General features: G+C 64.0%; 35 protein-coding genes and 1 tRNA gene. 7 read left to right on the forward strand and 29 right to left on the reverse strand.

Annotated elements, in window-relative coordinates; all coding sequences use genetic code 11:
* Positions 1-36: 36 nt before the first annotated feature.
* The 27 genes from AC0CH8_RS06290 to rpsL form a co-directional block, all read right to left on the reverse strand.
* A complete protein-coding gene (locus AC0CH8_RS06290; RefSeq protein ID WP_465239139.1) occupies positions 37-681 on the reverse strand; it encodes an adenylate kinase in 645 nt (214 codons plus the stop codon).
* A gap of 33 nt (positions 682-714) precedes the next feature.
* Positions 715-2,079 (reverse strand): preprotein translocase subunit SecY, encoded by a 1,365-nt coding sequence (gene secY, locus AC0CH8_RS06295; RefSeq protein ID WP_055845486.1) that lies wholly within the window; start codon positions 2,077-2,079, stop codon positions 715-717.
* A gap of 184 nt (positions 2,080-2,263) precedes the next feature.
* A complete protein-coding gene (gene rplO / locus AC0CH8_RS06300; RefSeq protein ID WP_465239140.1) occupies positions 2,264-2,806 on the reverse strand; it encodes a 50S ribosomal protein L15 in 543 nt (180 codons plus the stop codon).
* A 106-nt stretch (positions 2,807-2,912) separates the two neighbouring features.
* Positions 2,913-3,089, reverse strand: coding sequence for a 50S ribosomal protein L30 (gene rpmD, locus AC0CH8_RS06305; RefSeq protein ID WP_204195574.1), 177 nt, complete (start codon positions 3,087-3,089; stop codon positions 2,913-2,915).
* 6 nt (positions 3,090-3,095) lie between these two features.
* Positions 3,096-3,902, reverse strand: a complete 807-nt coding sequence (gene rpsE, locus AC0CH8_RS06310; protein ID WP_055845493.1) for a 30S ribosomal protein S5 — start codon at positions 3,900-3,902, stop codon at positions 3,096-3,098.
* A 2-nt stretch (positions 3,903-3,904) separates the two neighbouring features.
* Positions 3,905-4,255, reverse strand: a complete 351-nt coding sequence (rplR, locus tag AC0CH8_RS06315; protein ID WP_204195576.1) for a 50S ribosomal protein L18 — start codon at positions 4,253-4,255, stop codon at positions 3,905-3,907.
* Positions 4,255-4,788 carry a 50S ribosomal protein L6 gene (gene rplF, locus AC0CH8_RS06320; RefSeq protein ID WP_055845501.1) on the reverse strand — a complete coding sequence of 178 codons (534 nt, stop codon included), beginning with the start codon at positions 4,786-4,788 and terminating at the stop codon, positions 4,255-4,257. Before rplF ends, rplR begins: the two co-directional genes overlap by 1 nt.
* Positions 4,788-5,183, reverse strand: coding sequence for a 30S ribosomal protein S8 (gene rpsH / locus AC0CH8_RS06325; protein ID WP_055845506.1), 396 nt, complete (start codon positions 5,181-5,183; stop codon positions 4,788-4,790). Before rpsH ends, rplF begins: the two co-directional genes overlap by 1 nt.
* A 9-nt stretch (positions 5,184-5,192) precedes the next feature.
* A complete protein-coding gene (gene rpsN, locus AC0CH8_RS06330) occupies positions 5,193-5,498 on the reverse strand; it encodes a 30S ribosomal protein S14 (protein WP_055845511.1) in 306 nt (101 codons plus the stop codon).
* Positions 5,499-5,557: 59 nt separating this feature from the next.
* Positions 5,558-6,145: a 50S ribosomal protein L5 gene (gene rplE / locus AC0CH8_RS06335; RefSeq protein WP_211534359.1), complete on the reverse strand. Its 588-nt coding sequence runs from the start codon at positions 6,143-6,145 to the stop codon at positions 5,558-5,560.
* The gene (gene rplX, locus AC0CH8_RS06340; RefSeq protein WP_204195579.1) at positions 6,138-6,455 is read right to left on the reverse strand and encodes a 50S ribosomal protein L24; all 318 of its coding nucleotides are present in this window, start codon (positions 6,453-6,455) and stop codon (positions 6,138-6,140) included. Before rplX ends, rplE begins: the two co-directional genes overlap by 8 nt.
* Positions 6,455-6,823, reverse strand: a complete 369-nt coding sequence (gene rplN / locus AC0CH8_RS06345; RefSeq protein WP_017979484.1) for a 50S ribosomal protein L14 — start codon at positions 6,821-6,823, stop codon at positions 6,455-6,457. The genes rplX and rplN overlap by 1 nt, the downstream gene beginning before the upstream one ends.
* A 223-nt stretch (positions 6,824-7,046) precedes the next feature.
* Complete coding sequence (rpsQ, locus tag AC0CH8_RS06350; protein WP_055845520.1) at positions 7,047-7,319, reverse strand: 30S ribosomal protein S17; 273 nt, start codon at positions 7,317-7,319, stop codon at positions 7,047-7,049.
* 12 nt (positions 7,320-7,331) lie between these two features.
* On the reverse strand, positions 7,332-7,535 hold the full coding sequence (gene rpmC / locus AC0CH8_RS06355; RefSeq protein WP_055845523.1) for a 50S ribosomal protein L29: 204 nt from the start codon (positions 7,533-7,535) through the stop codon (positions 7,332-7,334).
* Between the two features lie 2 nt (positions 7,536-7,537).
* Entirely contained in the window at positions 7,538-7,972 is a 435-nt protein-coding gene (rplP, locus tag AC0CH8_RS06360; RefSeq protein WP_055845527.1) for a 50S ribosomal protein L16, read from the reverse strand.
* 13 nt (positions 7,973-7,985) lie between these two features.
* The gene (gene rpsC, locus AC0CH8_RS06365) at positions 7,986-8,693 is read right to left on the reverse strand and encodes a 30S ribosomal protein S3 (protein ID WP_055845529.1); all 708 of its coding nucleotides are present in this window, start codon (positions 8,691-8,693) and stop codon (positions 7,986-7,988) included.
* Positions 8,693-9,070, reverse strand: coding sequence for a 50S ribosomal protein L22 (rplV, locus tag AC0CH8_RS06370; protein ID WP_055845534.1), 378 nt, complete (start codon positions 9,068-9,070; stop codon positions 8,693-8,695). Before rplV ends, rpsC begins: the two co-directional genes overlap by 1 nt.
* Positions 9,070-9,345: a 30S ribosomal protein S19 gene (rpsS, locus tag AC0CH8_RS06375; protein ID WP_204195580.1), complete on the reverse strand. Its 276-nt coding sequence runs from the start codon at positions 9,343-9,345 to the stop codon at positions 9,070-9,072. The genes rplV and rpsS overlap by 1 nt, the downstream gene beginning before the upstream one ends.
* Before the next feature lie 3 nt (positions 9,346-9,348).
* A complete protein-coding gene (gene rplB / locus AC0CH8_RS06380; protein WP_055845538.1) occupies positions 9,349-10,188 on the reverse strand; it encodes a 50S ribosomal protein L2 in 840 nt (279 codons plus the stop codon).
* Positions 10,189-10,194: 6 nt separating this feature from the next.
* Positions 10,195-10,509: a 50S ribosomal protein L23 gene (locus AC0CH8_RS06385; RefSeq protein ID WP_204195581.1), complete on the reverse strand. Its 315-nt coding sequence runs from the start codon at positions 10,507-10,509 to the stop codon at positions 10,195-10,197.
* Positions 10,502-11,128, reverse strand: a complete 627-nt coding sequence (rplD, locus tag AC0CH8_RS06390; protein ID WP_465239141.1) for a 50S ribosomal protein L4 — start codon at positions 11,126-11,128, stop codon at positions 10,502-10,504. The genes AC0CH8_RS06385 and rplD overlap by 8 nt, the downstream gene beginning before the upstream one ends.
* 3 nt (positions 11,129-11,131) lie before the next feature.
* On the reverse strand, positions 11,132-11,866 hold the full coding sequence (gene rplC, locus AC0CH8_RS06395) for a 50S ribosomal protein L3 (RefSeq protein WP_204195583.1): 735 nt from the start codon (positions 11,864-11,866) through the stop codon (positions 11,132-11,134).
* A gap of 257 nt (positions 11,867-12,123) precedes the next feature.
* Positions 12,124-12,432, reverse strand: coding sequence for a 30S ribosomal protein S10 (gene rpsJ, locus AC0CH8_RS06400; protein WP_007406109.1), 309 nt, complete (start codon positions 12,430-12,432; stop codon positions 12,124-12,126).
* Positions 12,433-12,646: 214 nt separating this feature from the next.
* Positions 12,647-13,840 (reverse strand): elongation factor Tu, encoded by a 1,194-nt coding sequence (gene tuf, locus AC0CH8_RS06405; protein WP_055845552.1) that lies wholly within the window; start codon positions 13,838-13,840, stop codon positions 12,647-12,649.
* Between the two features lie 128 nt (positions 13,841-13,968).
* Positions 13,969-16,065, reverse strand: coding sequence for an elongation factor G (fusA, locus tag AC0CH8_RS06410; protein ID WP_204195584.1), 2,097 nt, complete (start codon positions 16,063-16,065; stop codon positions 13,969-13,971).
* Positions 16,066-16,162: 97 nt separating this feature from the next.
* Positions 16,163-16,633, reverse strand: a complete 471-nt coding sequence (gene rpsG / locus AC0CH8_RS06415) for a 30S ribosomal protein S7 (RefSeq protein ID WP_204195585.1) — start codon at positions 16,631-16,633, stop codon at positions 16,163-16,165.
* A 60-nt stretch (positions 16,634-16,693) separates the two neighbouring features.
* Entirely contained in the window at positions 16,694-17,065 is a 372-nt protein-coding gene (rpsL, locus tag AC0CH8_RS06420) for a 30S ribosomal protein S12 (protein WP_019516007.1), read from the reverse strand.
* Between the two features lie 255 nt (positions 17,066-17,320).
* Between rpsL and AC0CH8_RS06425 the strand changes: the two genes are divergently transcribed.
* Entirely contained in the window at positions 17,321-18,496 is a 1,176-nt protein-coding gene (locus AC0CH8_RS06425) for a glycosyltransferase 87 family protein (protein WP_465239142.1), read from the forward strand.
* A tRNA-Trp gene (locus tag AC0CH8_RS06430) sits at positions 18,495-18,571 on the forward strand. The genes AC0CH8_RS06425 and AC0CH8_RS06430 overlap by 2 nt, the downstream gene beginning before the upstream one ends.
* 64 nt (positions 18,572-18,635) lie before the next feature.
* On the opposite strand, the gene AC0CH8_RS06435 is transcribed toward AC0CH8_RS06430, so the two are convergent.
* Positions 18,636-18,866, reverse strand: a complete 231-nt coding sequence (locus AC0CH8_RS06435) for a hypothetical protein (protein WP_465239143.1) — start codon at positions 18,864-18,866, stop codon at positions 18,636-18,638.
* Between the two features lie 121 nt (positions 18,867-18,987).
* Positions 18,988-19,224, reverse strand: coding sequence for a hypothetical protein (locus tag AC0CH8_RS06440; protein WP_465239144.1), 237 nt, complete (start codon positions 19,222-19,224; stop codon positions 18,988-18,990).
* Positions 19,225-19,455: 231 nt separating this feature from the next.
* Here AC0CH8_RS06440 and AC0CH8_RS06445 point away from each other — a divergent pair, with 231 nt between their 5' ends.
* The 5 genes from AC0CH8_RS06445 (at position 19,456) to AC0CH8_RS06465 (ending at position 22,845) form a co-directional block, all read left to right on the forward strand.
* Positions 19,456-19,965 carry an NIPSNAP family protein gene (locus tag AC0CH8_RS06445; protein WP_465239145.1) on the forward strand — a complete coding sequence of 170 codons (510 nt, stop codon included), beginning with the start codon at positions 19,456-19,458 and terminating at the stop codon, positions 19,963-19,965.
* 144 nt (positions 19,966-20,109) lie between these two features.
* Positions 20,110-20,622 (forward strand): FxDxF family PEP-CTERM protein, encoded by a 513-nt coding sequence (locus AC0CH8_RS06450; RefSeq protein ID WP_204195590.1) that lies wholly within the window; start codon positions 20,110-20,112, stop codon positions 20,620-20,622.
* Positions 20,623-20,885: 263 nt separating this feature from the next.
* Positions 20,886-21,083 (forward strand): preprotein translocase subunit SecE, encoded by a 198-nt coding sequence (secE, locus tag AC0CH8_RS06455; RefSeq protein ID WP_055846117.1) that lies wholly within the window; start codon positions 20,886-20,888, stop codon positions 21,081-21,083.
* An 8-nt stretch (positions 21,084-21,091) separates the two neighbouring features.
* A complete protein-coding gene (gene nusG, locus AC0CH8_RS06460; protein WP_055845572.1) occupies positions 21,092-21,628 on the forward strand; it encodes a transcription termination/antitermination protein NusG in 537 nt (178 codons plus the stop codon).
* Between the two features lie 383 nt (positions 21,629-22,011).
* A complete protein-coding gene (locus tag AC0CH8_RS06465; RefSeq protein ID WP_465239146.1) occupies positions 22,012-22,845 on the forward strand; it encodes a hypothetical protein in 834 nt (277 codons plus the stop codon).
* Positions 22,846-22,924 lie beyond the last annotated feature (79 nt).

Here is a 22,924-nt window from a genome sequence, read left to right on the forward strand (position 1 = left end):
CCGGTGTCTCCGACACTGAGGATAGGCGAAGTCGCATCAGGCGTCGAGGATTGCCGCGATCTGGCCGCCAACCACGTCCATGTCGGCCATGCCATCGACCCGCGACACCAGCCCTCGCGCTTCGTAGAGCGGCAGGATCGGCGCAGTCTTGGCGCGGTACTCGGCCATCCGCGTCGACACCGTTTCGGCGTTGTCGTCGGGCCGGCGTTTGAAATCCGTCGAGCCGCACACGTCGCAAACGCCCGCGACCGCGGGCTGCTTGAAGACGTCGTGATAGCCGGCGCCGCACGATGCGCAGGTGAAGCGACCGACGATCCGCTCGATCAATGCGGCCTCGTCCACTTCGAGTTCGATCACCGCGTCCAGTTGCTGCCCGCGCTCGGCCAGCAACAGATCGAGCGCATCGGCCTGCGCCGCCGTCCGGGGATAGCCGTCGAAGATCGCACCATGCTCGACACCCTGATCCAGCCGTTCGCCGATCAAAGCGGAGACGATCGCGTCGGACACCAGCTCGCCCGCGTCCATCACTGCTTTCGCCTGAATGCCCACCGGTGTCCCGGCCTTGACCGCCGCGCGCAGCATGTCGCCCGTCGACAACTGGACCATGCCACGTTCGCTGACGAGCCGTGCGGCCTGGGTCCCCTTGCCCGCACCCGGCGGTCCCAGCAGGATGATGTTCACGGCCACTCTCCCCTTACGTCCGTACCGCTCCGCTCAGCGGAGCCGGCCACCCTTCAGCTTCGCCTTCTTGATCAGATCGCCATACTGGTGCGCCAGCAAATGCGACTGGATCTGCGTTACCGTGTCCATCGTCACGTTCACGACGATCAACAGGCTGGTACCGCCCAGATAGAACGGGATCGACAGCGCCGACACCAGATATTCCGGCAACAGGCAGATGATCGTCAGATAGGCCGCGCCGAGCACGGTGATCCGCGTCAGGACGTAATCGAAGTAATTCTCGGTGTTCTTGCCGGGACGGATGCCGGGCACGAACCCGCCATAGCGCTTCAGATTGTCTGCCGTTTCTTCCGGGTTGAAGACGACCGCGGTGTAGAAGAACGAGAAGAAGATAATGCCGGCACCGTACAGCAGCATGTACACCGGGCTGCCGTGCTGGAGGTACTGGTTGAGGGTGATGATGAAGTCGCCCCACTTCGACTCGCCGGCGACGCGCTGGCCCGCGAACTGCGAGATCGTCAGGGGCATCAGCAGCAGCGACGACGCGAAGATCGGCGGGATGACGCCCGCGGTGTTGATCTTCAGCGGCAGATGGCTGCGATCCGCCTGCATCCCGCGCTGCGTCTGACGCTTGGGATACTGGATCAGGATGCGACGCTGCGCACGCTCCATGAAGCAGATGAACAGGACAAGCGCCACGACCGCGACGATGATGCCGATCAGACGCAGCGGGTCGAGCGAGCCCGAGCGGCCGCCTTCCAGCAGGTTGACGAGCGTCGTCGGCAGATGTGCAACGATGCCCGCCATGATGATCAGCGACACGCCATTGCCGATGCCACGGCTGGTGATCTGCTCACCCAGCCACATCAGGAACATCGTCCCGCCGATCAGCGAGATGACGGCGGCGACGCGGAACGCCATACCCGGCTCGATCACCGCCTGCACGCCGTTCGATGCGCCCAGCGCCTCAAGGCCCACGGCGATGAAGTAACCCTGCACCGCGGTCAGCAGCACGGTGCCGTAGCGGGTATACTGGTTCAGCCGCTTACGACCGCTCTCGCCGTCCTTCTTGATCGCCGCCAGCTTGGGGCTGAGCGAGGTCGCCAACTGCACCACGATCGACGCGGTGATGTACGGCATCACGCCCAGCGCGATCAGCGACATGCGGCTGAGCGAGCCGCCCGAGAAAGTGTTGAAGAAGTCGAGCACGCCGCCCGTGGTCCGCTCGCTGAGCAGACCGAGTGCGGTCGGGTCGACGCCCGGCAGCGGCACGTAGCTGAGCAGGCGGAACACGATCAGCGCGCCGATCGTGAACCATAGCCGCTTCTTGAGGTCGGTCGCCTTCGCGAACTTCGACAGGCTGATGCTTTGCGCCATCTGGTCGGCTGCGGATGCCATGCGGGATTGTGTCCTGGAAACAGAAACGGCGGGCGAGCGTTATGTCGCTCCCCCGCCGCTCATATAGTCGCCCGCCAAGGCTTGTCTAACCTCCGGCGGAATAATCCGTCCCGGCGTGTCGCCGGGACCCAGTTACGAGCGGCCCGATGCTGGACCCCGACAAGCGCCGGGGTGGCGGACGGAATCAGGCCTTGAACGACGCCTTGTGAGCCTGACGCTCCTTATACTTCACGCCCTTCTTGGCGGCGGCCTTCTCGGCGGCGGGCACGACCGCGATCACGGACACCGAACCGCCCGACTTCTCGACCGCCTCGATCGCGCCCTTCGACGCGCCGGCGACGGTGAAGGTCAGCTTGGCGGTCAACTCGCCCTTGCCGAGCAGACGCACGCCGTCCTTGCCGCCACGGGCCAGACCGGCCAGCTTCAGCGCCGCGTGGTCGAGCGCCGCACCGGCCTCGATCTTGCCCGCATCGACCGCCTTTTGGATCGCGCCGAGATTCACCTCGGCATAATCCTTGGCGAAGATGTTGTTGAAGCCACGCTTCGGCAGACGCATGTGGAGCGGCATCTGGCCGCCCTCGAAGCCGGCGATGGACACGCCCTCGCGGCTCTTCTGGCCCTTCTGGCCACGTCCGCCGGTCTTGCCCTTGCCCGAGCCGATGCCGCGGCCGACGCGGATCTTGGACTTGCGGGCGCCGTCATTGTCGCGGAGTTCGTTGAGCTTCATGATATGCACTCGCTTTCGCTTGTTACGCGCTGGTTGTTGGAAACCGGAAAAAGGAAGGGGGCCGGTTAGCCCCCTTCCCCGTATTTGTCACTGATGAAGTGGGGGCTCAGCCCTGCACTTCGACCATGTGTTGCACCTTGCGGATCATGCCGCGAACCTCGGGGGTATCCTCGAGCTCCGACACGCGGTGCATCTTGTTGAGGCCGAGGCCGATGAGCGTCGCACGCTGATCGCCAGTGCGGCGGATCGGCGAACCGGTCTGCTTGATCTTGATCGTCGCCATCTGAGCTTACTCCGTGATGGCCGCGGCATCGGCCTCGGCGGTTTGCGCCGAAGCACCCGCGCCGCGGCCGAGCAGGTCGGCGATCTTCTTGCCACGACGCTGCGCGACGGCCTTGGGCGAAGTCTGGTCGCCCAGCGCCTCGAACGTCGCGCGGATCATGTTGTAGGGGTTCGACGTGCCGATCGACTTCGTCACCACGTCGGCGACGCCGAGCGATTCGAAGATGGCGCGCATCGGACCACCGGCGATGATGCCCGTGCCCTGCGGCGCCGAACGCAGCGTCACGCGACCGGCACCGAAGTGACCATTGCCGTCATGATGCAGCGTGCGGCCATCCTTCAGGGGCACGCGAACCATCTTCTTCTTGGCTGCCGCAGTTGCCTTGGAGATCGCCTCCGGCACTTCGCGAGCCTTGCCGTGGCCGAAGCCCGCACGACCCTTGCCGTCGCCGACCACGACCAAAGCTGCGAAGCCGAAGCGCTTGCCGCCCTTCACCGTCTTCGAGACGCGGTTGATGTGCACCAGCTTCTCGATCAGCTCTTCGCCGCCGTCGTCCTGACCGGGGCCACCCCGACCACGATTGTCGCGACCGCCACGACCGCCGTCACGGCCACCGCGCTGTCCGCCCGGACCGCCACGACCACGACCACCGCCGCCACCGCCGCCCGGACCACCGCGTCCACGGCCACCGCCCTGTCCGCCCTGATAACCGCCACCAGTGTTGTTGCTGGTGTTAGCGCCGGCATCGCCGGCGGGAGCCTCAACCGCGGCAGGATTGCCGGGCTGCGACTGGATATCGTTGGTATCGGCCATTCTTAGAACTCCAATCCGGCTTCGCGCGCGGCGTCAGCCAGCGCCTTGACGCGGCCGTGATAGAGGAACCCGCCGCGATCGAAGACGACCTGCGTCACGCCGGCCGCCAGCGCTGCCTCCGCGACGCGCTTGCCCACCGCCGTGGCGGCCGACATGTTCGCACCCGACTCGTCGCGCGCGGTCAGCGTCGACGCCGCGGCGACGGTGTGACCCGCCGCATCGTCGATCACCTGGGCGTACATGTGCTTGCCCGAACGATGCACCGACAGCCGCGGACGGCTGCCCGAACGCGCCCGCAGCGCGGTACGATTGCGCCGACGGCGCTTCTCGAAAAGAGAGAGACCCTTGGTCATTACTTCTTCTTCCCTTCCTTGCGGAAGATGAACTCGCCGTCGTACTTGATACCCTTGCCCTTGTACGGCTCGGGCTTGCGCCAGCGGCGGATTTCGGCGGCCAGCTGGCCGACCTTCTGCTTGTCGGCGCCCGAAATCTCGACCGTCGTATTGTCGGGCGTCTTGACCTCAAGACCTTCCGGCACGGCGATGTCGACGTCATGGCTGTAGCCGAGCTGCAGCTTCAGATTGCGACCCTGCGCGGCGGCACGATAGCCGACGCCGGTGATGAGCAGCTTCTTGGTGAAGCCCTCGGTCACGCCGGTGACGAGGTTCGCGACCAGCGTCCGCTGCATGCCCCAGAAGGCCCGCGCCTGCTTGGTGTCGTTCGCCGGCTGCACCGAGATGCTGCCGTCTTCGACCGAATAGCTGATCTCGTCGCGCATCGCGAGCGTCAGGGTGCCCTTGGGACCCTTCACGCTCATCGTCTTGCCCTCGATGCTGGCGGTCACGCCGGCCGGAACCGGGATCGCCTTCTTGCCGATGCGGCTCATCAGAACACCTCCGCGAGCACTTCGCCGCCGACGTTCTGCTCGCGCGCTTCCGCGTCGGACAGGACGCCGTTCGGCGTGGAGACGATGGTGATGCCCAGGCCGTTCATCACCCGCGGCAGCTCCTGGCTGCCGGAGTAGACGCGACGACCGGGCTTCGAAACGCGCGCGACGTGCTTGATCGCGGGCTGACCCTCGAAATACTTGAGCTCGATGCGCACGCCGGCGGCGGGGCCCATCTGCTCTTCGGAATAGCCGCGGATGTAGCCTTCGCGCTGCAGCACGTCGAGGACGCGCACGCGCAGCTTGGACGCGGGCGACAGGACGGAGTCCTTCTTAGCGCGCTGGCCATTGCGGATGCGGGTGAGCAGGTCACCCAGGGGATCGGTCACTGCCATGATAAATCCTTACCAGCTCGACTTCGTGACGCCGGGGATCAGGCCCTTGTTGGCCAGATCGCGCAGCTGGATACGGCAAAGCCGGAACTTGCGGTAATAGGCACGCGGGCGACCGGTCGTCTCGCAGCGATTGCGGATGCGGGTCGGGTTCGCGTTGCGCGGCAGTTCCGCCATCTTGAGACGCGCGATAAGACGCTCGGTCTCGTCGAGCGACTGGTCGTTGGCCGTAGCCTTCAGCTTCGCGAGCTTCGGGGCATACTGCTTCACGAGCTTCTTGCGACGCTCGTTCTTGTTGATCGAACTCAGTTTCGCCATTGGACTTAAGCTCTTCCTTGGATGCCCTCCCCCGCCGAAGCGGAGGGAGGGGGTAGATGTCAGGCCGCCTGCTTCTCTTCGGCGGCTTCCTCGATCGGGAACGGGAACCCGAACAGACGGAGCAGCTCGCGCGCCTCGTCGTCCGTCTTCGCCGTGGTGGTGACGATCACGTCCATGCCGCGCACCTTGTCGATGCGGTCATAGTTGATCTCGGGGAAGATGATCTGCTCCTTGATGCCGCAGGCATAGTTGCCGCGACCGTCGAAGCTCTTCGGGTTCAGCCCGCGGAAATCGCGAACGCGCGGCAGCGCGATCGTGATGAAGCGGTCGAGAAACTCGTACATGCGCTCCCGACGAAGGGTGACCTTCACGCCGATCGGCATGCCCTCGCGCAGCTTGAACTGCGCGATCGACTTCTTCGCCTTGGTGATGACGGGCTTCTGGCCGGCGATCAGCTCCATCTCGGACGCGGCCTGATCGACGCGCTTCTTGTCCTGCGTGGCTTCGCCGACACCCATGTTCAGCACGATCTTCTCGATCCGCGGAATCTCGAGCGCGTTCTTGTACCCGAATTTCTCGGTCATCGCCGCGACGATACGATCGTCGTAGATGCCCTTCATCCGGGGCTTGTAAGCTGCATCAGCCATCGATCTTGTCCCCCGTCTTCACGGCCACGCGGACCTTCTTGCCGTCCTGCGTCTCGAAACGGACGCGGGTCGGCTTGCCGTCGGCGGTCACGTGCGCGACCTTGCTGACATGAAGCGGCGCTTCCTTCGTGACCTTGCCGCCCTGCGGGTCGGCCTGGGTCGGCTTGGTGTGGCGCACGACGGTGTTGACACCCTCCACCACGACCTTGCCATCCTTTGGCATCGACAGGGTGACCGTACCGGTCTTGCCCTTGTCCTTGCCGGACAGGACAACGACGCGGTCGCCCTTCTTGATCTTCGCGGCGCCCATTACAGCACCTCGGGCGCGAGGGAGATGATCTTCATGTGCTTCTTGCCGCGCAACTCGCGCACGACCGGGCCGAAGATACGGGTGCCGATCGGCTCCTCGTTCTTGTTGACCAGGACGGCGGCGTTGCCGTCGAAGCGGATGGTCGAGCCATCGGCACGGTGGATGTCCTTGGCGGTGCGGACGATGACGGCGCGATGCACGTCACCCTTCTTCACCTTGCCGCGGGGCTGTGCTTCCTTGATGCTGACGACGATGATGTCGCCGACCGATGCCGTGCGGCGCTTCGAGCCACCCAACACCTTGATGCACTGCACCCGCTTCGCGCCGCTGTTGTCAGCGACGTCGAGATTGGACTGCATCTGGATCATGGATCCGTATCCCTTCTCTTCATCTGGGGCCGATTGCTGACCGGCACCCGCCTAAAACAATGACCCCCGGCACGGGCGCGGCCCGAACCAGGGGGAGCGGTCCGATAACCGCCCCGCGGGGAAAAAGCAACGCCCTTCCCCGCCGTCGCCCTGGCCTGAACCAGGGACTTCGAATCACATCCGAACCTTTTGCGATCCCGGAATCTACCGGGTGACGCGGGGTTCAGGCGTCGACGTCAACCCGCTCGGGCGTCGCATGCGTGTTGACGCGATCGAGCACCTTCCAGGTCTTCAGCTTGGAGATCGGAGCGACCTCCTCGATCCGGACCGTCTCACCCTGCTTGTACTCGTTGCTCTCGTCGTGAGCGTGGTACTTCTTGGAGCGACGGATGATCTTGCCGTAGAGCGGGTGCTTGACCTTGCGCTCGACGTTCACAACCACGGTCTTGTCGCCCTTGTCGGAGACGATCAGGCCGGTCAGCACGCGCTTCGGCATGTGCCTAAATCCTTACTTGGCCGACGCAGCGGCGGAGCGCTGGGCCTGCATGGTCTTGATACGCGCGATGTCGCGACGGACCTCGCGGACGCGGCTCGGCTTCTCGAGCTGGTTCGTCGCCGCCTGGAAGCGGAGGTTGAACTGCTCGCGCTTCAACTGGCCGAGGCTCTCGCCGAGCTGGTCGTCGGACTGGCCGGTGAAATCGGTCTTGGCCATGATTACTCGCCTCCGAGGTGCGAGGTGTCGCCCAGACGGGCAACGACCTTGGTCTTGATGGGGAGCTTCATGGCGGCGCGCTCGAACGCCTCGGCGGCGATCTTGCCCTCGACACCGTCGAGCTCGAACAGGATCCGGCCCGGCTTGACGCGGGCGGCCCAGAACTCCGGCGATCCCTTGCCCGAGCCCATGCGGACTTCGGCCGGCTTCGACGAGACCGGAACGTCCGGGAAGATGCGGATCCACAAACGCCCCTGGCGCTTGATATGACGCGTGATCGCGCGGCGAGCCGCCTCGATCTGGCGTGCGGTGATCCGCTCCGGCTCCATCGCCTTCAGGCCATAGGCGCCGAAGTTGAGGCTGGTGCCACCCTTGGCGTCGCCATGGATGCGGCCCTTGAAGGCCTTGCGGAATTTGGTGCGCTTTGGCTGCAACATGTCGTGTCAGTCCTTAACGACGGTCGTCGCGCGCCGGGCGCACGCCGGAGGTCTGAGCCTCCATCATGAGCCGGTCGGTCGCCATCGGGTCGTGGCCGAGGATCTCGCCCTTGAACACCCACACCTTGACGCCGCAGACGCCGTACGACGTGTGCGCCGTGGCTTCGGCATAATCGATGTTCGCGCGCAGCGTGTGCAACGGAACGCGGCCTTCACGGTAGCTCTCCGACCGTGCGATTTCCGCACCGCCAAGGCGGCCACCGCAATACACGCGGATGCCATCGGCACCCAGGCGCATCGCCGACTGCACCGCGCGCTTCATCGCCCGGCGAAACGCGATACGGCGCTCCAGCTGGTCGGCGATGCCCTGCGCGACGAGGCGGGCGTCCACCTCGGGCTTGCGGATCTCGACGATGTTGAGTGAGACGTCGGACGAGGTCATCGCCCCGATCGTCTTGCGCAGCTTCTCGATATCCGTGCCCTTCTTGCCGATGATGACACCGGGGCGGGCGGCGAAGATCGAGATGCGGCACAGCTTGGCCGGACGCTCGATCACCACCTTGGAGATCGCCGCCTGCGGCAGCGTCTTCATGATGTACTGGCGGATCTTCAGATCCTCCAGCAGCAGACGGCCATAGTCCGCGCCTTCGGCGAACCAGCGGCTGTCCCAGGTACGGTTGATCTGCAACCGCATCCCGATCGGATTGCTCTTGTGACCCATTACGCTTCTTCCTGCTCGCGCACGACGATGCGCAGACGGCTGAACGGCTTCAGGATGCGGGTGGACTTGCCACGGCCGCGGGTCGCGAAGCGCTTCATGGTGATCGACTTGCCGACCGACGCCTCGGCGACGACCAGCGCGTCGACGTCGAGGTTGTGGTTGTTCTCGGCATTGGCGATGGCCGAGGCCAGAACCTTGCGCGCGTCGACCGCCATGCCCTTCGTGGAGAAGGCCAGGATGTTCATCGCGTCCGACGCCTTGCGGCCCCGGATAAGACCGGCGACCAGGTTCAGCTTCTGCGCCGAGCCGCGGATCTGCGTGCCGACGGAGAGGGCTTCCTTCTCGCCGACCTTGCGGGGGGAGACTGGCTTGCTCATCAGCGCTTGCCCTTCTTGTCGGCCGCGTGACCCGGGAAGTAGCGCGTCGGCGCAAACTCACCCAGCTTCATGCCGACCATGTCCTCGTTGACCGATACCGGCACGAACTTGCGACCATTGTAGACGCTGAACGTCAGACCGACGAACGACGGCAGGATGGTGGAACGACGCGACCAGGTCTTGATCGGTGCACGGCCACCGGCATCCTGCGCGGTTTCCGCTTTCTTCAGAAGGCTCAGTTCGACGAACGGGCCCTTCCAGACTGAACGAGCCATGAGTTAGCCCTTCCTCTTCGTCGAATGACGCGACCGGATGATCATCTTGTCGGTCGACTTGTTGTGACGGGTGCGCGCACCCTTCGTCGGCTTGCCCCAGGGCGTAACCGGATGACGGCCACCCGAGGTCCGGCCTTCGCCACCGCCGTGCGGATGGTCGACCGGGTTCTTGGCGACGCCGCGGGTCAGCGGACGCTTGCCCATCCAGCGCGAACGCCCGGCCTTGCCGAGGTTCTGGTTCTGGTTGTCCGGGTTCGACACCGCACCGACCGTCGCCATGCACTCACCGTGGATGTAACGCTGCTCGCCCGAGTTCAGGCGGACGATCACCATCCCGCGATCGCGACCCACGACCTGCACGTACGTGCCGGCCGAACGGGCTATCTGGCCACCCTTCATCGGCTTCATCTCCACATTGTGGACGATGGTTCCGACCGGGACCTGACCCAGCTCCATGGCGTTGCCCGGCTTCACGTCGGTCTTCTTCGCCGCGAGCACCTTGTCACCGACCGCCAGACGCTGGGGTGCGATGATATAGGCCTGCTCACCGTCCGCATAGCTGACGAGCGCGATGAACGCAGTGCGGTTGGGATCATACTCCAGCCGCTCGACCGTACCCTCAGCATCCCACTTGCGACGCTTGAAGTCGATGTAGCGGTACTTCTGCTTGTGACCACCCGCGATGCCGCGGCTGGTGACGTGGCCCTTGTTGTTGCGGCCACCGGTCTTGTTCTTGCCCTCGACGAGCGCCTTGACCGGCTTGCCCTTCCAGAGCTGCGACTTGTCGACAAGGATCAGGCCGCGGCGGGCCGGACTCGTCGGGTTGTACTGCTTGAGTGCCATGATCCCTTAGACCCCCGTCGTCACGTCGATCGACTGACCGTCGGCGAGCGTGACGATCGCCTTCTTCACGTCGGACTTCGTGTAGGGCACGCCCTTCCACTTCTTGGTCTTGCCCTTCTGGACGATCGTGTTCACGCCAAGAACCTTGACGTTGAACAGCGCCTCGACGGCCGCCTTGATCTCGGGCTTGCTCGCATCGTGAGCGACCTTGAACACGACCGCATTGTGCTCACTGAGCAGGGTCGTCTTCTCGGTGATGTGCGGCGCGACGATCACGTCATAGTGACGGTTGTCGATCGCGGCTTTCTGCGGCTTAGCCATTGAAGCGCGCCTCCAGCTTCTCGACCGCGGCGCGCGTGAGCACCAGCGTGTCTGCCTTGATGATGTCGTAGACGTTAGCGCCGGCTGCCGGCAGCACGTCCACTTCGTGAAGGTTGCCAGCGGCGAGTGCGAAGCTCGTCTCGACGGCGTCGCCGTCTATGACCAGAGCGCGCTTACCCCAACCGAGCTTCGCGAGATCGCCCTTCAGCGTCTTGGTCTTGTTACCCTCGACCGAGAGGCTGTCCATGACGAACAGCGAGCCGGCCTTGGCATGGCTCGACAGCGCCATCTTCAGACCCAGCGCACGAACCTTCTTGTTCAGGCCGGGGTTGAAGTCGCGGACGCGGGCGCCATGAGCCTTACCACCGCCGATGAAGACGGGAGCGCGGCGATCGCCGTGACGTGCCGTACCGCCGCCCTTCTGACGGCCGAACTTCTTGCCGGTGCGTGCGACATCGGCGCGCTCGCGGGTGCCGCGGGCGGTGCCGCGACGCTTTTCCAACTGCCAGGTGACGACACGGTGCAGGATGTCGGCGCGCGGATCGAGGCCGAAGACCTCGTCGTTGAGCTCGATGTCCTGACCGTCGGTACCGGCGAAGGACTTGACGGTGACCTTCACTTCTTAGCCCTCCTGGCCGGTGGATGCTTCCGGCGCGGGTGCGGCGTCAGCGTTGTTGTTGGCGGCGGTCTTCAGACCGGCGGGCATCGGCGCATCGGCGTGGCGAGCGGTCTTCACCGCGTCCTTCACGAACAGCCAACCACCCTTTGATCCAGGCACGGAGCCCTTCACGAAGATCAGGCCACGCTCGACGTCGGTCGAGACGATCTCGAGGTTCTGCTGGGTGCGATACTTATCACCCATGTGGCCGGCCATCTTCTTGTTCTTGAAGACGCGACCCGGATCCTGACGCTGACCGGTCGAACCGAGCGAGCGGTGCGAAACCGAGACACCGTGCGTCGCGCGCAGACCACCGAAGTTCCAGCGCTTCATGCCGCCGGCGAAGCCCTTACCCTGTGTGCGACCCTGAATGTCGACGAGCTGGCCTGCCACGAAGTGATCCGCCGCAAGCTCGGCACCGACATCGAGGAGATTGTCTTCGGTCACACGGAACTCGGCGAGAATCGCCTTTGGCTCGACCTCGGCCTTGCCGAAGTGGCCGCGCTGCGGCTTGGCGACGTTCTTGGCTTTCGCAACGCCAGCACCAAGCTGAACGGCGGTGTAGCCATCGGTATCGGTTTCGCGACGGGAAACGACCTGAAGCCCTTCGAGCTGCAAGACGGTGACGGGCACGTGGCGGCCGTCGTCCTGAAACAGGCGGGTCATCCCCAACTTCTTCGCGATCACGCCGGTACGCATGATCCATACTCCTCACAGAGGCACCGGAGGACCATTCCTTCGGTGCGTGCCGGACCCGTCGAAGAAAACCCTCGATGGAATTCCTAACCCGGAAATGCGAAGCGAGCCCCCGTCCCGGGCTGGTGTTCCTGCGCTTTCCCGAACGGGAGGCTGTAGAAACAGACGGGAGACGCTGTCCCGGCAACCGAGGCCGCCGGCGGTATCTCACACATCACCGCTGCGGGACGATTCGTCTACCGCAGCGAGGATGCACGCGTTTAGGCGAGCTTGATCTCGACGTCAACGCCTGCTGCGAGGTCAAGCTTCATCAAAGCGTCGACAGTCTGCGGCGTCGGTTGCACGATGTCGAGCATCCGCTTGTAGGTGCGGACCTCGAACTGCTCACGCGACTTTTTGTCGATGTGCGGGCCACGGTTGACCGTGAACTTTTCGATGCGCGTCGGAAGCGGAATCGGACCGCGGATAAGCGCGCCGGTGCGGCGGGCCGTGTCGGCGATGTCGCCGGTCGCCTGATCGAGCACGCGATGGTCGAACGCCTTCAGACGAATGCGGATGTTGCTGTCCATGATCCCTACCGATGCGAAAGAGCGGGGCGTCTCATGCGATCGTGACCGGCCGAACGCCGGACGACAGCCGCATGGCCGCCTCTTGCTGGTTGATACGTCGAATATGTCGAGCCGGCGGTGGAACCCGCCCTGCCCCGCGAACGGAGCCTCTACTAAAAGCGAACAGCCGACCCCGGTTGCCCGGAGCCGGCCGCTTGCAAGGCGCTAGCCTATATTACTTGGTGATGGCGCTGACAACCCCGGCGCCGACCGTGCGTCCACCCTCACGGATGGTGAAACGCTGGCCGATATCCATGGCGATCGGCGCGATCAGCTTGATGCCGAGCGAGACGTTGTCGCCGGGCATGACCATCTCCGTGCCCTCGGGCAGTTCGACGGTGCCGGTCACGTCCGTCGTACGGAAGTAGAACTGCGGACGATAGTTGGCGAAGAACGGCGTGTGACGGCCACCCTCTTCCTTCGACAGCACGTACACCTCCGACGAGAAGTCGGTGTGCGGCTTGATCGAGCCGGGCTTGCAGAGAACCTGGCCACGCTCGACTTCGTCACGAGCGACGCCGCGGATCAGCGCACCAACGTTATCGCCGGCCTGACCCTGGTCGAGCAGCTTGCGGAACATCTCGACGCCCGTGACGGTGGTCTTGCGAACCTCCGGGTGGATACCGACGATCTCGACTTCCTCACCGACCTTGACGATGCCCGTCTCGACGCGGCCAGTGACCACCGTACCGCGACCCGAGATCGAGAACACGTCCTCGATCGGCATCATGAACGGCTTGTCGAGCGGACGCTCCGGCTGCGGAATGTAGTCGTCGACGGCGGCCATCAGCTCGAGGACGGCGTCCTTGCCGAACTTGTCGTTCGAGCCGGACAGCGCGCAGGTCGCCGAGCCCTTGATGATGGGAATGTCGTCGCCAGGGAACTCGTACGAGCTCAACAGCTCGCGGATTTCCAGCTCGACCAGCTCGAGGATTTCCTCGTCGTCGACCAGATCCACCTTGTTCATGAACACGACCATCGCCGGCACGCCGACCTGACGAGCGAGCAGGATGTGCTCGCGAGTCTGCGGCATCGGACCATCGGTAGCCGACACGACCAGAATCGCGCCGTCCATCTGGGCCGCGCCGGTGATCATGTTCTTCACATAGTCGGCGTGGCCGGGGCAATCGACGTGCGCGTAGTGGCGGTTCGTCGTCTCGTACTCGACGTGCGCGGTCGAGATCGTGATGCCGCGCTCACGCTCTTCCGGAGCCTTGTCGATGTTGGCGAAGTCGACGGCGGTACCGCCGGTCGTCTCTGCCAGCACCTTCGTGATTGCGGCCGTCAGCGACGTCTTGCCATGGTCGACGTGACCGATGGTGCCGATGTTGAGGTGCGGCTTGTTCCGCTCGAATTTCGCCTTTGCCATTTCTTCCTACCTTCTGATTCGAATCCGCTGCCGCATCCGGTGCACCGCGAACGCGGCCCCATAGCGACTGTTTTCGGGTTGCGCCAGCCCGGCGCGGAACGGGACCCCGCTCCGCGCCCGATCGACGATTAGGCCAGCTTCGCCTTGATCTCGTCGGCGACGTTGGTCGGAACCTCGTCGTAGTGCGAGAACTGCATCGAGTACTGCGCACGACCCTGCGTGAACGAACGCAGCTGATTGACGTAGCCGAACATGTTAGCCAGCGGAACCATTGCCTCGACAGTCTGCGCATTACCGCGGCTGTCGGTGCCCTGGATCTGGCCACGACGGCTGTTCATGTCACCGATGACGTCGCCCAGATAATCTTCAGGGGTCACGACCTCGACCTTCATGATCGGCTCGAGCAGCTTGATGCCGGCCTTCTGCGCCGCTTCGCGCATCGCACCGCGGGCGCAGATTTCGAACGCCAGCGCCGACGAGTCGACGTCGTGGTACGCACCGTCGTACAGGTGAACTTCGAAATCGATGATCGGGAAGCCGATCAGCGAACCCGATTCCGCCGTCTCTCGCATGCCCTTCTCGACGGAGGGGATGTACTCCTTCGGGATGTTGCCGCCCTTGACCTCATCGAAGAACTGAAAGCCCGTGCCACGCTCACCAGGAATGACGGTGAGCTTGACGCGACCGAACTGACCCGAGCCGCCCGACTGCTTCTTGTGGGTGTAGTCGATGTCGACCTTCTTCGCGAGATACTCGCGATAGGCGACCTGCGGCGCGCCAACGTTCGCCTCGACCTTGAACTCACGCTTCATGCGATCGACGAGGATTTCGAGGTGAAGTTCGCCCATGCCCTTGATGATCGTCTGGCCCGATTCGGGGTCAGAAGACACACGAAACGAGGGATCTTCGCGAGCGAGACGATTGAGCGCGACGCCCATCTTCTCCTGATCGGCCTTGGTCTTGGGCTCCACCGACAGCTCGATGACGGGCTCGGGAAACTCCATCCGCTCCAGGATGATCGGATCGCCGATCGCGCACAACGTGTCGCCCGTGGTCGTATCCTTCAGGCCCGCCAGTGCGACGATGTCGCCCGCGAAAGCCTCCTGAATGTCCTCACGGCTATTCGCATGCATCAGCAGCATGCGACCGACCTTTTCCTTCTTGTCCTTGACCGAATTCGTGACCTGCGACGCCGCCTCGAGCTTGCCCGAGTAGATGCGCGCGAAGGTCAGCGTACCGACGAAGGGATCGTTCATGATCTTGAACGCCAGCGCCGAGAACGGTTCGCTGTCCGACGACGGACGCTCGTCGGGCGTTACGCCGTCGAGCTTCAGACCCTGAATGGCGGGAACATCGAGCGGCGAAGGCAGATAGTCGACCACGGCGTCGAGCAGGGGCTGCACGCCCTTGTTCTTGAATGCCGAGCCGCACACGACCGGCACGAACGCCATGCTGAGCGTACCCTTGCGGATCAGCTTCTTCAGGTCGGCGGTGCTCGGCTCGTTGCCCTCGAGATAGGCCTCCATCAGGTCGTCGTCCTGCTCGACGGCCATCTCGATCAGGTCGCTACGATATTTCGCAGCCTTCTCGGCCATATCGGCCGGGATGTCCTGATATTCGAACTTCGCACCCAGGCTCTCTTCGAGCCAGATGATCGCGCGGTTCTCGACGAGATCGACCAGACCCTTGAAGCCCCCCTCCATACCGATCGGCAGGTACAGAACCGCCGGGCGCGCACCGAGGCGCTCGATGATCGAGTTCACGCAGAAGTAGAAGTCGGCGCCGGTGCGATCCAGCTTGTTAACGAAGCACATGCGCGGCACGCCGTACTTGTCGGCCTGACGCCACACGGTCTCCGACTGCGGCTCGACGCCGGCAACGCCGTCGAAGCAGGCGACCGCGCCATCGAGCACGCGCAGCGAACGCTCGACCTCGATCGTGAAGTCGACGTGGCCGGGCGTGTCGATGATGTTGATGAGGTGCTCTTCGCCCTTACCCTCTTCGGCGCGCCACTTGCACGTCGTCGCGGCGGACGTGATCGTGATCCCGCGCTCCTGCTCCTGCTCCATCCAGTCCATCGTCGCCGTGCCTTCGTGCACTTCGCCGATCTTGTAGGACTTGCCGGTGTAGTAGAGGATGCGCTCCGTCGTCGTCGTCTTACCGGCGTCGATGTGCGCCATGATGCCGATGTTGCGATAGCGATCGAGCGGATGGCTGCGGGCCATGATCGTGGTTTCCTTAGCGATGTGGGGAGCGCAGCTTCCGCCGGCTCCCCACGATATAGGTTACAGGTCTGAGGCTTCCAAGCCTACCAGCGCCGCCTTACCAGCGGTAGTGCGAGAAGGCGCGGTTGGCTTCGGCCATACGATGCGTGTCTTCGCGCTTCTTGACCGCGTTGCCGCGGTTGTTCGACGCGTCGAGAAGCTCGCCCGACAGCCGTGCCGCCATCGTGTTCTCGCTGCGCGCACGAGCAGCGGTGATCAGCCAGCGAATCGCCAACGCCTGAGCACGCTCCGGACGAACCTCGACGGGGACCTGATAGGTCGCGCCACCAACACGGCGCGAACGCACCTCGATGCCCGGCTTGATGTTGTTCAGTGCGTCATGGAACACACCGAGCGGTTCGCGCTTGGCGCGCTGCTCGACCGTCTCCATCGCGCCGTACACGATCAGCTCGGCGACGGACTTCTTGCCGTCATACATGACGGAGTTCATGAACTTGGAGAGAACCTCATCACCGTACTTGGGATCCGGCAGGATGATGCGCTTCTCTGGGCGACGACGACGTGCCATTTCAAAAACCTTTCTAACTTCAGCCTGATGGTCGAGCCCCTGCGGAGGAGGCCAACCGGCTTACTTCGGACGCTTGGCGCCGTACTTGGAGCGGGACTGGCGACGATCCTTGACGCCCTGCGTATCGAGCACGCCGCGCAGGACGTGGTAGCGAACGCCGGGAAGATCGCGAACGCGGCCGCCGCGGATCAGGACCACCGAGTGCTCCTGAAGATTGTGGCCTTCGCCCGGAATGTAGCTGATGACTTCGCGCTGGTTGGTCAGGCGAACCTTCGCCACCTTGCGCAGCGCCGAGTTCGGCTTCTTCGGGGTCGTCGTGTAGACGCGTGTGCAGACGCCGCGCTTCTGCGGGTTCTGCTCCATCGCAGGGACCTTCGACTTGGCCTTCTGCGGGTCGCGGCCCTTGCGGACCAGCTGGTTGATCGTGGGCATTGAAGCCTTCACCTCTTGACTGGGTTACTTTGCTGGAGCCGTCACAGCACCTAAGAATACAAAAAGGGGCATAGGTGGATTGCACCACCCGGCCCGCGATCCGCATCCAGCAATGTTCAAGCCTCCGCGGGATGATCCAACGGACGCGGTCGGGCCTATACGCGGGTGCTCCTCAGCGGTCAACGGGACTCTCTTCCCGCGGCGGTGCCCCCGCCATTGACGAAGCGTTAACCACATCGGCGCAGAGGCGGGCGCATGAGCACGCCTATCCTCGACCCCGACCCGCCCACTCCGACGACGGCGTTCGCGCGCCACCTGCCTGTCGCGGCGATCGGCGCGGCGCTGTACCTGCTGCTGTGGCCGATCATGACCAGCGATGTCGAGGGAAGTTTCACCCCTTGGCTGGGACATATCGCCAAACTAGGTCCTGCCCGCGCCTTTTCGGCACCATTCGGGGATTACGCGCCGCCCTATCTTTACCTGCTGACGCTGGCATCGCCGCTGGTCGGGATCGTACCGTCCGACACGATCGTGAAGTTGGTGTCGCTGAGCGGCACGTTGTTGATGGCCGGGGCGGTCTGGCGGCTGTTGCGCGCCATGAACGCCCCTCATCCCGAACGGCACGCGCTCTATGCACTGCTCCTGCCCGGCGTGCTGATGAATACCGCTCTGATGGCGCAATGCGATGCGCTCTACGCCGCGCCGACAGTCATGGCAGTCGCTGCCGCGTGGCAGCATCGGCACCGGTCGATGTTCCTGTGGTGCGGGCTGGCCGTCGCCGTGAAGCTGCAGGCTATCCTGATCGCACCGTTTTTTCTGGCAGTCGCCATCCAGCGGCGGGTGCCGCTGCACTGGTGGCTGCTCGCCCCGGCCGCTCTCGCGCTGGCGAACCTGCCGGCAGCGCTCGCAGGCTGGCCGGTCGGCGATCTGGCAATGGTGTATTTTCGGCGGACGACCTTCTACCCCGAATTATCGCGTAACGCGCCGAATATCTGGGCGATCCTCCAGGCCATGCCTGGACTGGACGTCGTCGTCGCAGCGCGCATCGCCAACATCGCTGCGATCGTGGTTTCGGTCGCGTATGTCTCATGGATAGTCCGACGCCCGATCGAGCGACGACGGTTGCTCGCCGCTGCTGCGCTCGCCCCGATGCTGACGGTGGGCCTGCTGCCGCACATGCACGAACGCTTCTTCTACGTGTCCGACGTGCTGATCTTCGCGTGGGCAGTCGTCGGATCCAGCCGTGATCGCTGGACCGCGGCACTGGTGCAGGCAGGGTCCTTCCTCGGGATCATGGCCTATGGCAACGGCACCGAGCAGCTTGCGATGCTCGGCGCTCTTGCAATGTTGGAAGCGACGCGGCAAATAGTCCGCTCACTCGCATCCGAATCCTTGCCTTTTCAGAGGGCGGGGGTGGGTTGTAGGGTGTAGGGGTGTAGCTCAGTTGGTTAGAGCGTCGGTCTCCAAAACCGAAGGCCCTCGGTTCGAGTCCGAGCTCCCCTGCCATTATCCGGACGGTCGTTCCCGGACAGCCATGACCGCCACCGCGATGAGCATGAACCGGACGGTGTCAGTCGAGGGTGACGGTGTCGCCCGGCCGCGACGTCGTGAACCGATGAGCGAGTTCGCTGCGCAACAGGGGCAGGTTCGACGAGAGCACTTCGGGTCCGGTACGCTGGACCGTGTCGCGCAGTCGTTGCGCCCGCACTAGGCAGCGCACCGTTCCCGTCTCCGTCACCGCATCGAAGATCAGGTCGGTCCCCGCCCACCGCGCACTTTCAAAATCAGCGTTCCAGTACAACGGTTTAGCGCCCCATTTCGTGCCGTCACGGCAGGGGTGGCGCAGCACGGACGACCGCGCAATCGCGATCTGCGGACGCGTTATCCTACGTTTTTGCGGACCGGGCGAACCTAACCTGTCTTTAGATGAATATGGGGAAATCGGGGCGCGCGATCAGTTCCTGCATGCGGCTCCAGTTCAACCGCCGGTCGCTGAGTTCGTAGACGATGAAGAGTCGCGGCTGTTCGGCGGGATCGATCTCCTTCGCCCGCGCCAGCATCTCGCATAGCTGCCCGCGCGCCAGCAGGGTATCGCCCGCCCCGCGCACCGCGTTCATTCGACACAGGCACACGCCCGCCCACCAGTCCAGCTTCGGCATTCGTTCAATATCAATTCATTGCGGTTCTTTCCTCTGGTAAACCGGCCCTCATCCGGGCGCGACGGGCGAACGCCCCCTTACCTGTCCCAGAACGGGACCAGGGTGCCTGTTGGTACCCGGCCAAGGCGTCGCAGTCCGCAGCCCCGCCGACAGAATATCCCTACCGAACAAAGCACTGGCGAGGGCGCGGCAGACTGTGCCACCACGGCGTGGGTCCAACGGAGTCCATCGATGCGCGCCACCGCCTATGCCTGTTTGTCCTTCGCCTGCGTCGCGTTCGGCACGATCGCCGCATCCCCATCGGTCGCCGGCGCGAGATCGGCACCCGCGCAGGGTGCTACGCTCGATCCGCGCACCGCGATCTACGAGTTGCGGACCTATTACCCGGCACCGGGAAAACTCGCGGCGCTCAATACCCGTTTCCGCGAGCATACGCTGGCGCTGTTCGCGCGGCACGGCATGACCAATGTCGCCTACTGGAACGAACAGCCATCCAAGGATTATCCCGATGGTCGCGTCATCTATGTCCTGGCCTATCCGAGCCGGGCAGCGCGCGAAGACTCGTGGAAGGCGTTCGGCAGCGATCCGGAATGGCGCGCGGTCGCGGCCGCGTCGGAGGCGGACGGCAAGCTGGTGGCGAAGGTCGACAGCGTCTTCATGACGATGACAGACTATTCGCCGGCCTTCACCCTGCCCGCCCCGACCCTGCCGACCCCAACCCTGCCAACCCCGGCGCGATGACGCGACCGATCAATCGGTCCGCCTTTCCTCAAATGCTGCATCGCTCGCCGCGGCGACATCGACCGGTAAAACCAGGTTAACGTTGCGCCCGGTGGCGCTGGGTAGGTTTCCGTTGCCCTAATCAAAGGGTTACAGGGGACTGCCATGAAAACGACGACTTGGCTTGCTGCCGTAGCAGCCACCAGCCTGATGGCCACGCCGGCCTTCGCCGCCGACTTCTTCCTGACGGTGGGGCCGGGAACGAGTTCGACCGACTTCGGGAATACCGGCACGGGATCGGGGACCATCTTCGACCGGTACATCTTCACCGTTCCCGATGGTCTGGCGAACGGGCTGATCGGATCGATCGCGCTCAACGCGGGCCTCGACGTCGACCTGACCTCGGTCTTCCTCGACGACAAGGCGTTCGACGTGATCCTGACGGACGGGACGGAATTGCAGACGCTGTCGTGGACCGACCTGACCGCGGGCGAGCACGTCATCACGGTCAACGGCACCTGGGGCACGGCAGGCGGCTCCTATGCCGGTACGCTGAACTTCGAGCCGACCGCGGTGCCGGAGCCGGCGTCGTGGGCGTTGATGATCGCGGGCGTCGGCATCGCCGGGGGCACGCTGCGCCGTCGTCGCGCCGTGCGGACCACCGTCCGGTTCGCCTGACCCACCTACCGGGTCCGCCCGGTCGGACGGCCGGCAGCGGGCGAACGGAAGGCCGCCGATCCACGGATCGGCGGCCTTTCCACGTTCGCAGCCACGGAGGTTGCATCGCCCGGCCTTGCCTTCGGTGGATCACGCGGTTATCTGCACATCCCATCCGACAGCGAGGATGTGCGCGCGCCGGTTCCTCCAGGTGAGGAAGCGGTGGCGGGTTCATGTCCCGCGATCGGTCGTTCATCACGAACGAACACACAGGAAATCCAGACGTGGCGAAGACGACCCCCATCGAATTCATCAACCAGGTCCAGGCCGAGCGTAAGAAGATCACGTGGCCGACGTGGAAGGAAACGTGGATGACCGGCCTGATGGTCGTCATCATGACCACGATCCTCGCGCTGTTCTTCCTGGGGGTGGATTCGTTCTTCAACGCGGTGGTTTCCGCGCTTCTCAAGCTCGCGCAGTAAGGACTGGCATGGCCCGCTGGTATATCATCCACGCCTATTCTGGTTTCGAGGGCAAGGTCCGCGATTCGATCATGGCGGAGGCGACCCGGATGGGTCTCGACCGGCTGGTCGAGCAGATCGAGGTCCCGACCGAAACCGTGACCGAGGCCCGTCGCGGCAAGAAGATCGCGGTCGAGCGCAAGTTCATGCCCGGTTACGTGCTGGCGAAGCTCGACATGAACGATCAGGTCTACCACCTGGTCAAGAACACGCCGAAGGTGACCGGCTTCCTGGGCGCGATGGGCAAGCCGCAGGCGATCAGCGAGGCCGAGGCCGCGCGGATGCTCCAGTCGAAGGAAGAGGCCGCAGCCGCCCCGAAGACCAAGGTCAAGGTCGATTACGAGATCGGCGACGCGGTCAAGGTGCTGGAAGGCCCCTTCGCCAGCTTCAACGGTACCGTCGAGGGGCTGGATTTCGACAAGTCCAAGGTCAAGGTGTCGGTGTCGATCTTCGGCCGCGCCACGCCGGTGGAACTGGATTTCGAGCAGGTCGAACGCTCGAAGTAGTTTTAGGGTTTTTGGTGGTGATGCGGGAAGCCGGTGCGGGAGCGCCGGCTTTTTGCGTTTGCGGGGTGTGTGGGTGGGTTTGCGTTGGCTCGGACTGGGTGGTCCGCTGAACCGGGCTTGCGAGCGCGGGTCAGCGGCGGCTGCGGGCAACATTACCGTTGCCGAGGGATGAAGGTGTTCGGACGTCCCTAACTGGTGGATTGCCGACAGTCCGCTTACGAGCGCAAAGACTGCGTGAGCGGACGTTTGTTCATGATGTCGACCAAAACAGGAGCGAAAACCGAGAACAACGGTCAGGACCTCCGCCAGCAGTCAGTTACTAACTCGGTCCCAGGGCGACGTAGCTGGTGCTCGTGTAGGAAGCGCGTCTAGGTTGCGACGCCATGATCGACCTTCACGACACAATCGACACCATCAAACGGCATCTGGCTGACGGGTCGGACCGCTCGCTGACCTATGCCGCGCTCGAGTGCCGCCTTGCCATCGAGCGTATCTGCTATGACCGGCTGGCGCGAGCGCACGACTATATATCGCACGATGAGGTTCGCCGCTGGCAGCCGCATCTCGTGATCAAGCTCATCGAGGAGGATGTCGATCCGCATGTCGCCTCGACCTACACGCTAAGCATCAGCACCCAGCCCGCCGCGGAAGGTGAAGACTTGACGAAGAAGGATTATGTTCCGCTCGGAACGCAGCAGGGCTTCGATGGCGCGCGCCTCGCCAAGCTCTGGAATGCCCTTTCGAATACCGCGCTGCATGTCTCGTTGCCAAAATCGAGCGATGTCGGTGTCACGCAATTTGGCAGCGCCAGCGCAATCCGCGCCAAGGTCGAGCAAGCGCTGATCGAGTTCGAACGGATTGCGACCGGAACCATGACTTCGAACGGCTTCGGTCCTGGTGTCTCGTTCACCTGCAAATGCGGTCAACTCGTCAAGCGCCGCTCCGAGCAGCTGTCGGCCGGCAAGGTCATCCACTGCATCAACCCGGCTTGCAACGAAAGCTATGAGGTCGAAATCGAGGGCGATAACATCAATTTCGGGGTCCGCGCGGTCTATTTGACCTGTAAGTGCGGCGAGGAACGCCGGTTCCCGAAGACGCCCCTCGAGAAACTGAGAATGAACGAGATCGCCCGCTCGCATTGCTCCTGCGGTGCCGAGACTATCTTTTGCTGGAAGCTGTTTAGCGCCGTTCGCGATCCCGATGCGACAAAAGGGTGACCTAGGGTCAGGACTCGTTGATCACAGCCAGAAGATGACGGTGGCAGCGAGGGCCACGGCGGAGAAGAAGGCGGTTGGG

This window comes from Sphingomonas sp. AC435, assembly GCF_979253005.1.

Excerpts from the sequence above, each read along its gene's own strand:
- rpsQ (WP_055845520.1), bottom strand. The coding sequence starts at position 7,319 with ATGCCGAAGCGCGTGCTGACCGGCCTGATCGTCTCCGACAAGGGCGAC.
- rpsJ (WP_007406109.1), bottom strand. The coding sequence starts at position 12,432 with ATGGACAGCAACATCCGCATTCGTCTGAAGGCGTTCGACCATCGCGTG.
- rpsG (WP_204195585.1), bottom strand. The coding sequence starts at position 16,633 with ATGGCACGTCGTCGTCGCCCAGAGAAGCGCATCATCCTGCCGGATCCC.
- AC0CH8_RS06445 (WP_465239145.1), top strand. The coding sequence starts at position 19,456 with ATGCGCGCCACCGCCTATGCCTGTTTGTCCTTCGCCTGCGTCGCGTTC.
- rplE (WP_211534359.1), bottom strand. The coding sequence starts at position 6,145 with ATGGCTGATGCAGCTTACAAGCCCCGGATGAAGGGCATCTACGACGAT.
- rpsC (WP_055845529.1), bottom strand. The coding sequence starts at position 8,693 with ATGGGTCACAAGAGCAATCCGATCGGGATGCGGTTGCAGATCAACCGT.
- rplN (WP_017979484.1), bottom strand. The coding sequence starts at position 6,823 with ATGATCCAGATGCAGTCCAATCTCGACGTCGCTGACAACAGCGGCGCG.
- rplB (WP_055845538.1), bottom strand. The coding sequence starts at position 10,188 with ATGGCACTCAAGCAGTACAACCCGACGAGTCCGGCCCGCCGCGGCCTG.
- rpsS (WP_204195580.1), bottom strand. The coding sequence starts at position 9,345 with ATGGCTCGTTCAGTCTGGAAGGGCCCGTTCGTCGAACTGAGCCTTCTG.
- rplO (WP_465239140.1), bottom strand. The coding sequence starts at position 2,806 with ATGAAGCTCAACGAACTCCGCGACAATGACGGCGCCCGCAAGTCCAAG.
- AC0CH8_RS06440 (WP_465239144.1), bottom strand. The coding sequence starts at position 19,224 with ATGCCGAAGCTGGACTGGTGGGCGGGCGTGTGCCTGTGTCGAATGAAC.
- rplF (WP_055845501.1), bottom strand. The coding sequence starts at position 4,788 with ATGAGCCGCATCGGCAAGAAGGCGATCCCGGTTCCGGCCGGCGTGACC.
- AC0CH8_RS06465 (WP_465239146.1), top strand. The coding sequence starts at position 22,012 with ATGATCGACCTTCACGACACAATCGACACCATCAAACGGCATCTGGCT.
- rplC (WP_204195583.1), bottom strand. The coding sequence starts at position 11,866 with ATGCGTACCGGCGTGATCGCGAAGAAGTTGGGGATGACCCGCCTGTTT.
- rpsE (WP_055845493.1), bottom strand. The coding sequence starts at position 3,902 with ATGGCCGATACCAACGATATCCAGTCGCAGCCCGGCAATCCTGCCGCG.
- tuf (WP_055845552.1), bottom strand. The coding sequence starts at position 13,840 with ATGGCAAAGGCGAAATTCGAGCGGAACAAGCCGCACCTCAACATCGGC.
- rpsL (WP_019516007.1), bottom strand. The coding sequence starts at position 17,065 with ATGCCCACGATCAACCAGCTGGTCCGCAAGGGCCGCGACCCGCAGAAG.
- rpsH (WP_055845506.1), bottom strand. The coding sequence starts at position 5,183 with ATGGCAGTGACCGATCCCCTGGGTGACCTGCTCACCCGCATCCGCAAT.
- rplR (WP_204195576.1), bottom strand. The coding sequence starts at position 4,255 with ATGACCAAGGGTCTCTCTCTTTTCGAGAAGCGCCGTCGGCGCAATCGT.
- AC0CH8_RS06450 (WP_204195590.1), top strand. The coding sequence starts at position 20,110 with ATGAAAACGACGACTTGGCTTGCTGCCGTAGCAGCCACCAGCCTGATG.
- nusG (WP_055845572.1), top strand. The coding sequence starts at position 21,092 with ATGGCCCGCTGGTATATCATCCACGCCTATTCTGGTTTCGAGGGCAAG.
- rplX (WP_204195579.1), bottom strand. The coding sequence starts at position 6,455 with ATGGGCGCCGCGAAGATCAAGAAGGGCGACCGCGTCGTTGTCCTGTCC.
- AC0CH8_RS06425 (WP_465239142.1), top strand. The coding sequence starts at position 17,321 with ATGAGCACGCCTATCCTCGACCCCGACCCGCCCACTCCGACGACGGCG.
- rplP (WP_055845527.1), bottom strand. The coding sequence starts at position 7,972 with ATGTTGCAGCCAAAGCGCACCAAATTCCGCAAGGCCTTCAAGGGCCGC.
- AC0CH8_RS06385 (WP_204195581.1), bottom strand. The coding sequence starts at position 10,509 with ATGGCTAAGCCGCAGAAAGCCGCGATCGACAACCGTCACTATGACGTG.
- rplV (WP_055845534.1), bottom strand. The coding sequence starts at position 9,070 with ATGAGCAAGCCAGTCTCCCCCCGCAAGGTCGGCGAGAAGGAAGCCCTC.
- fusA (WP_204195584.1), bottom strand. The coding sequence starts at position 16,065 with ATGGCCCGCAGCCATCCGCTCGATCGCTATCGCAACATCGGCATCATG.
- secY (WP_055845486.1), bottom strand. The coding sequence starts at position 2,079 with ATGGCATCCGCAGCCGACCAGATGGCGCAAAGCATCAGCCTGTCGAAG.
- rpsN (WP_055845511.1), bottom strand. The coding sequence starts at position 5,498 with ATGGCGAAACTGAGTTCGATCAACAAGAACGAGCGTCGCAAGAAGCTC.
- rpmC (WP_055845523.1), bottom strand. The coding sequence starts at position 7,535 with ATGGCCAAGACCGATTTCACCGGCCAGTCCGACGACCAGCTCGGCGAG.
- rpmD (WP_204195574.1), bottom strand. The coding sequence starts at position 3,089 with ATGGCGACGATCAAGATCAAGCAGACCGGTTCGCCGATCCGCCGCACT.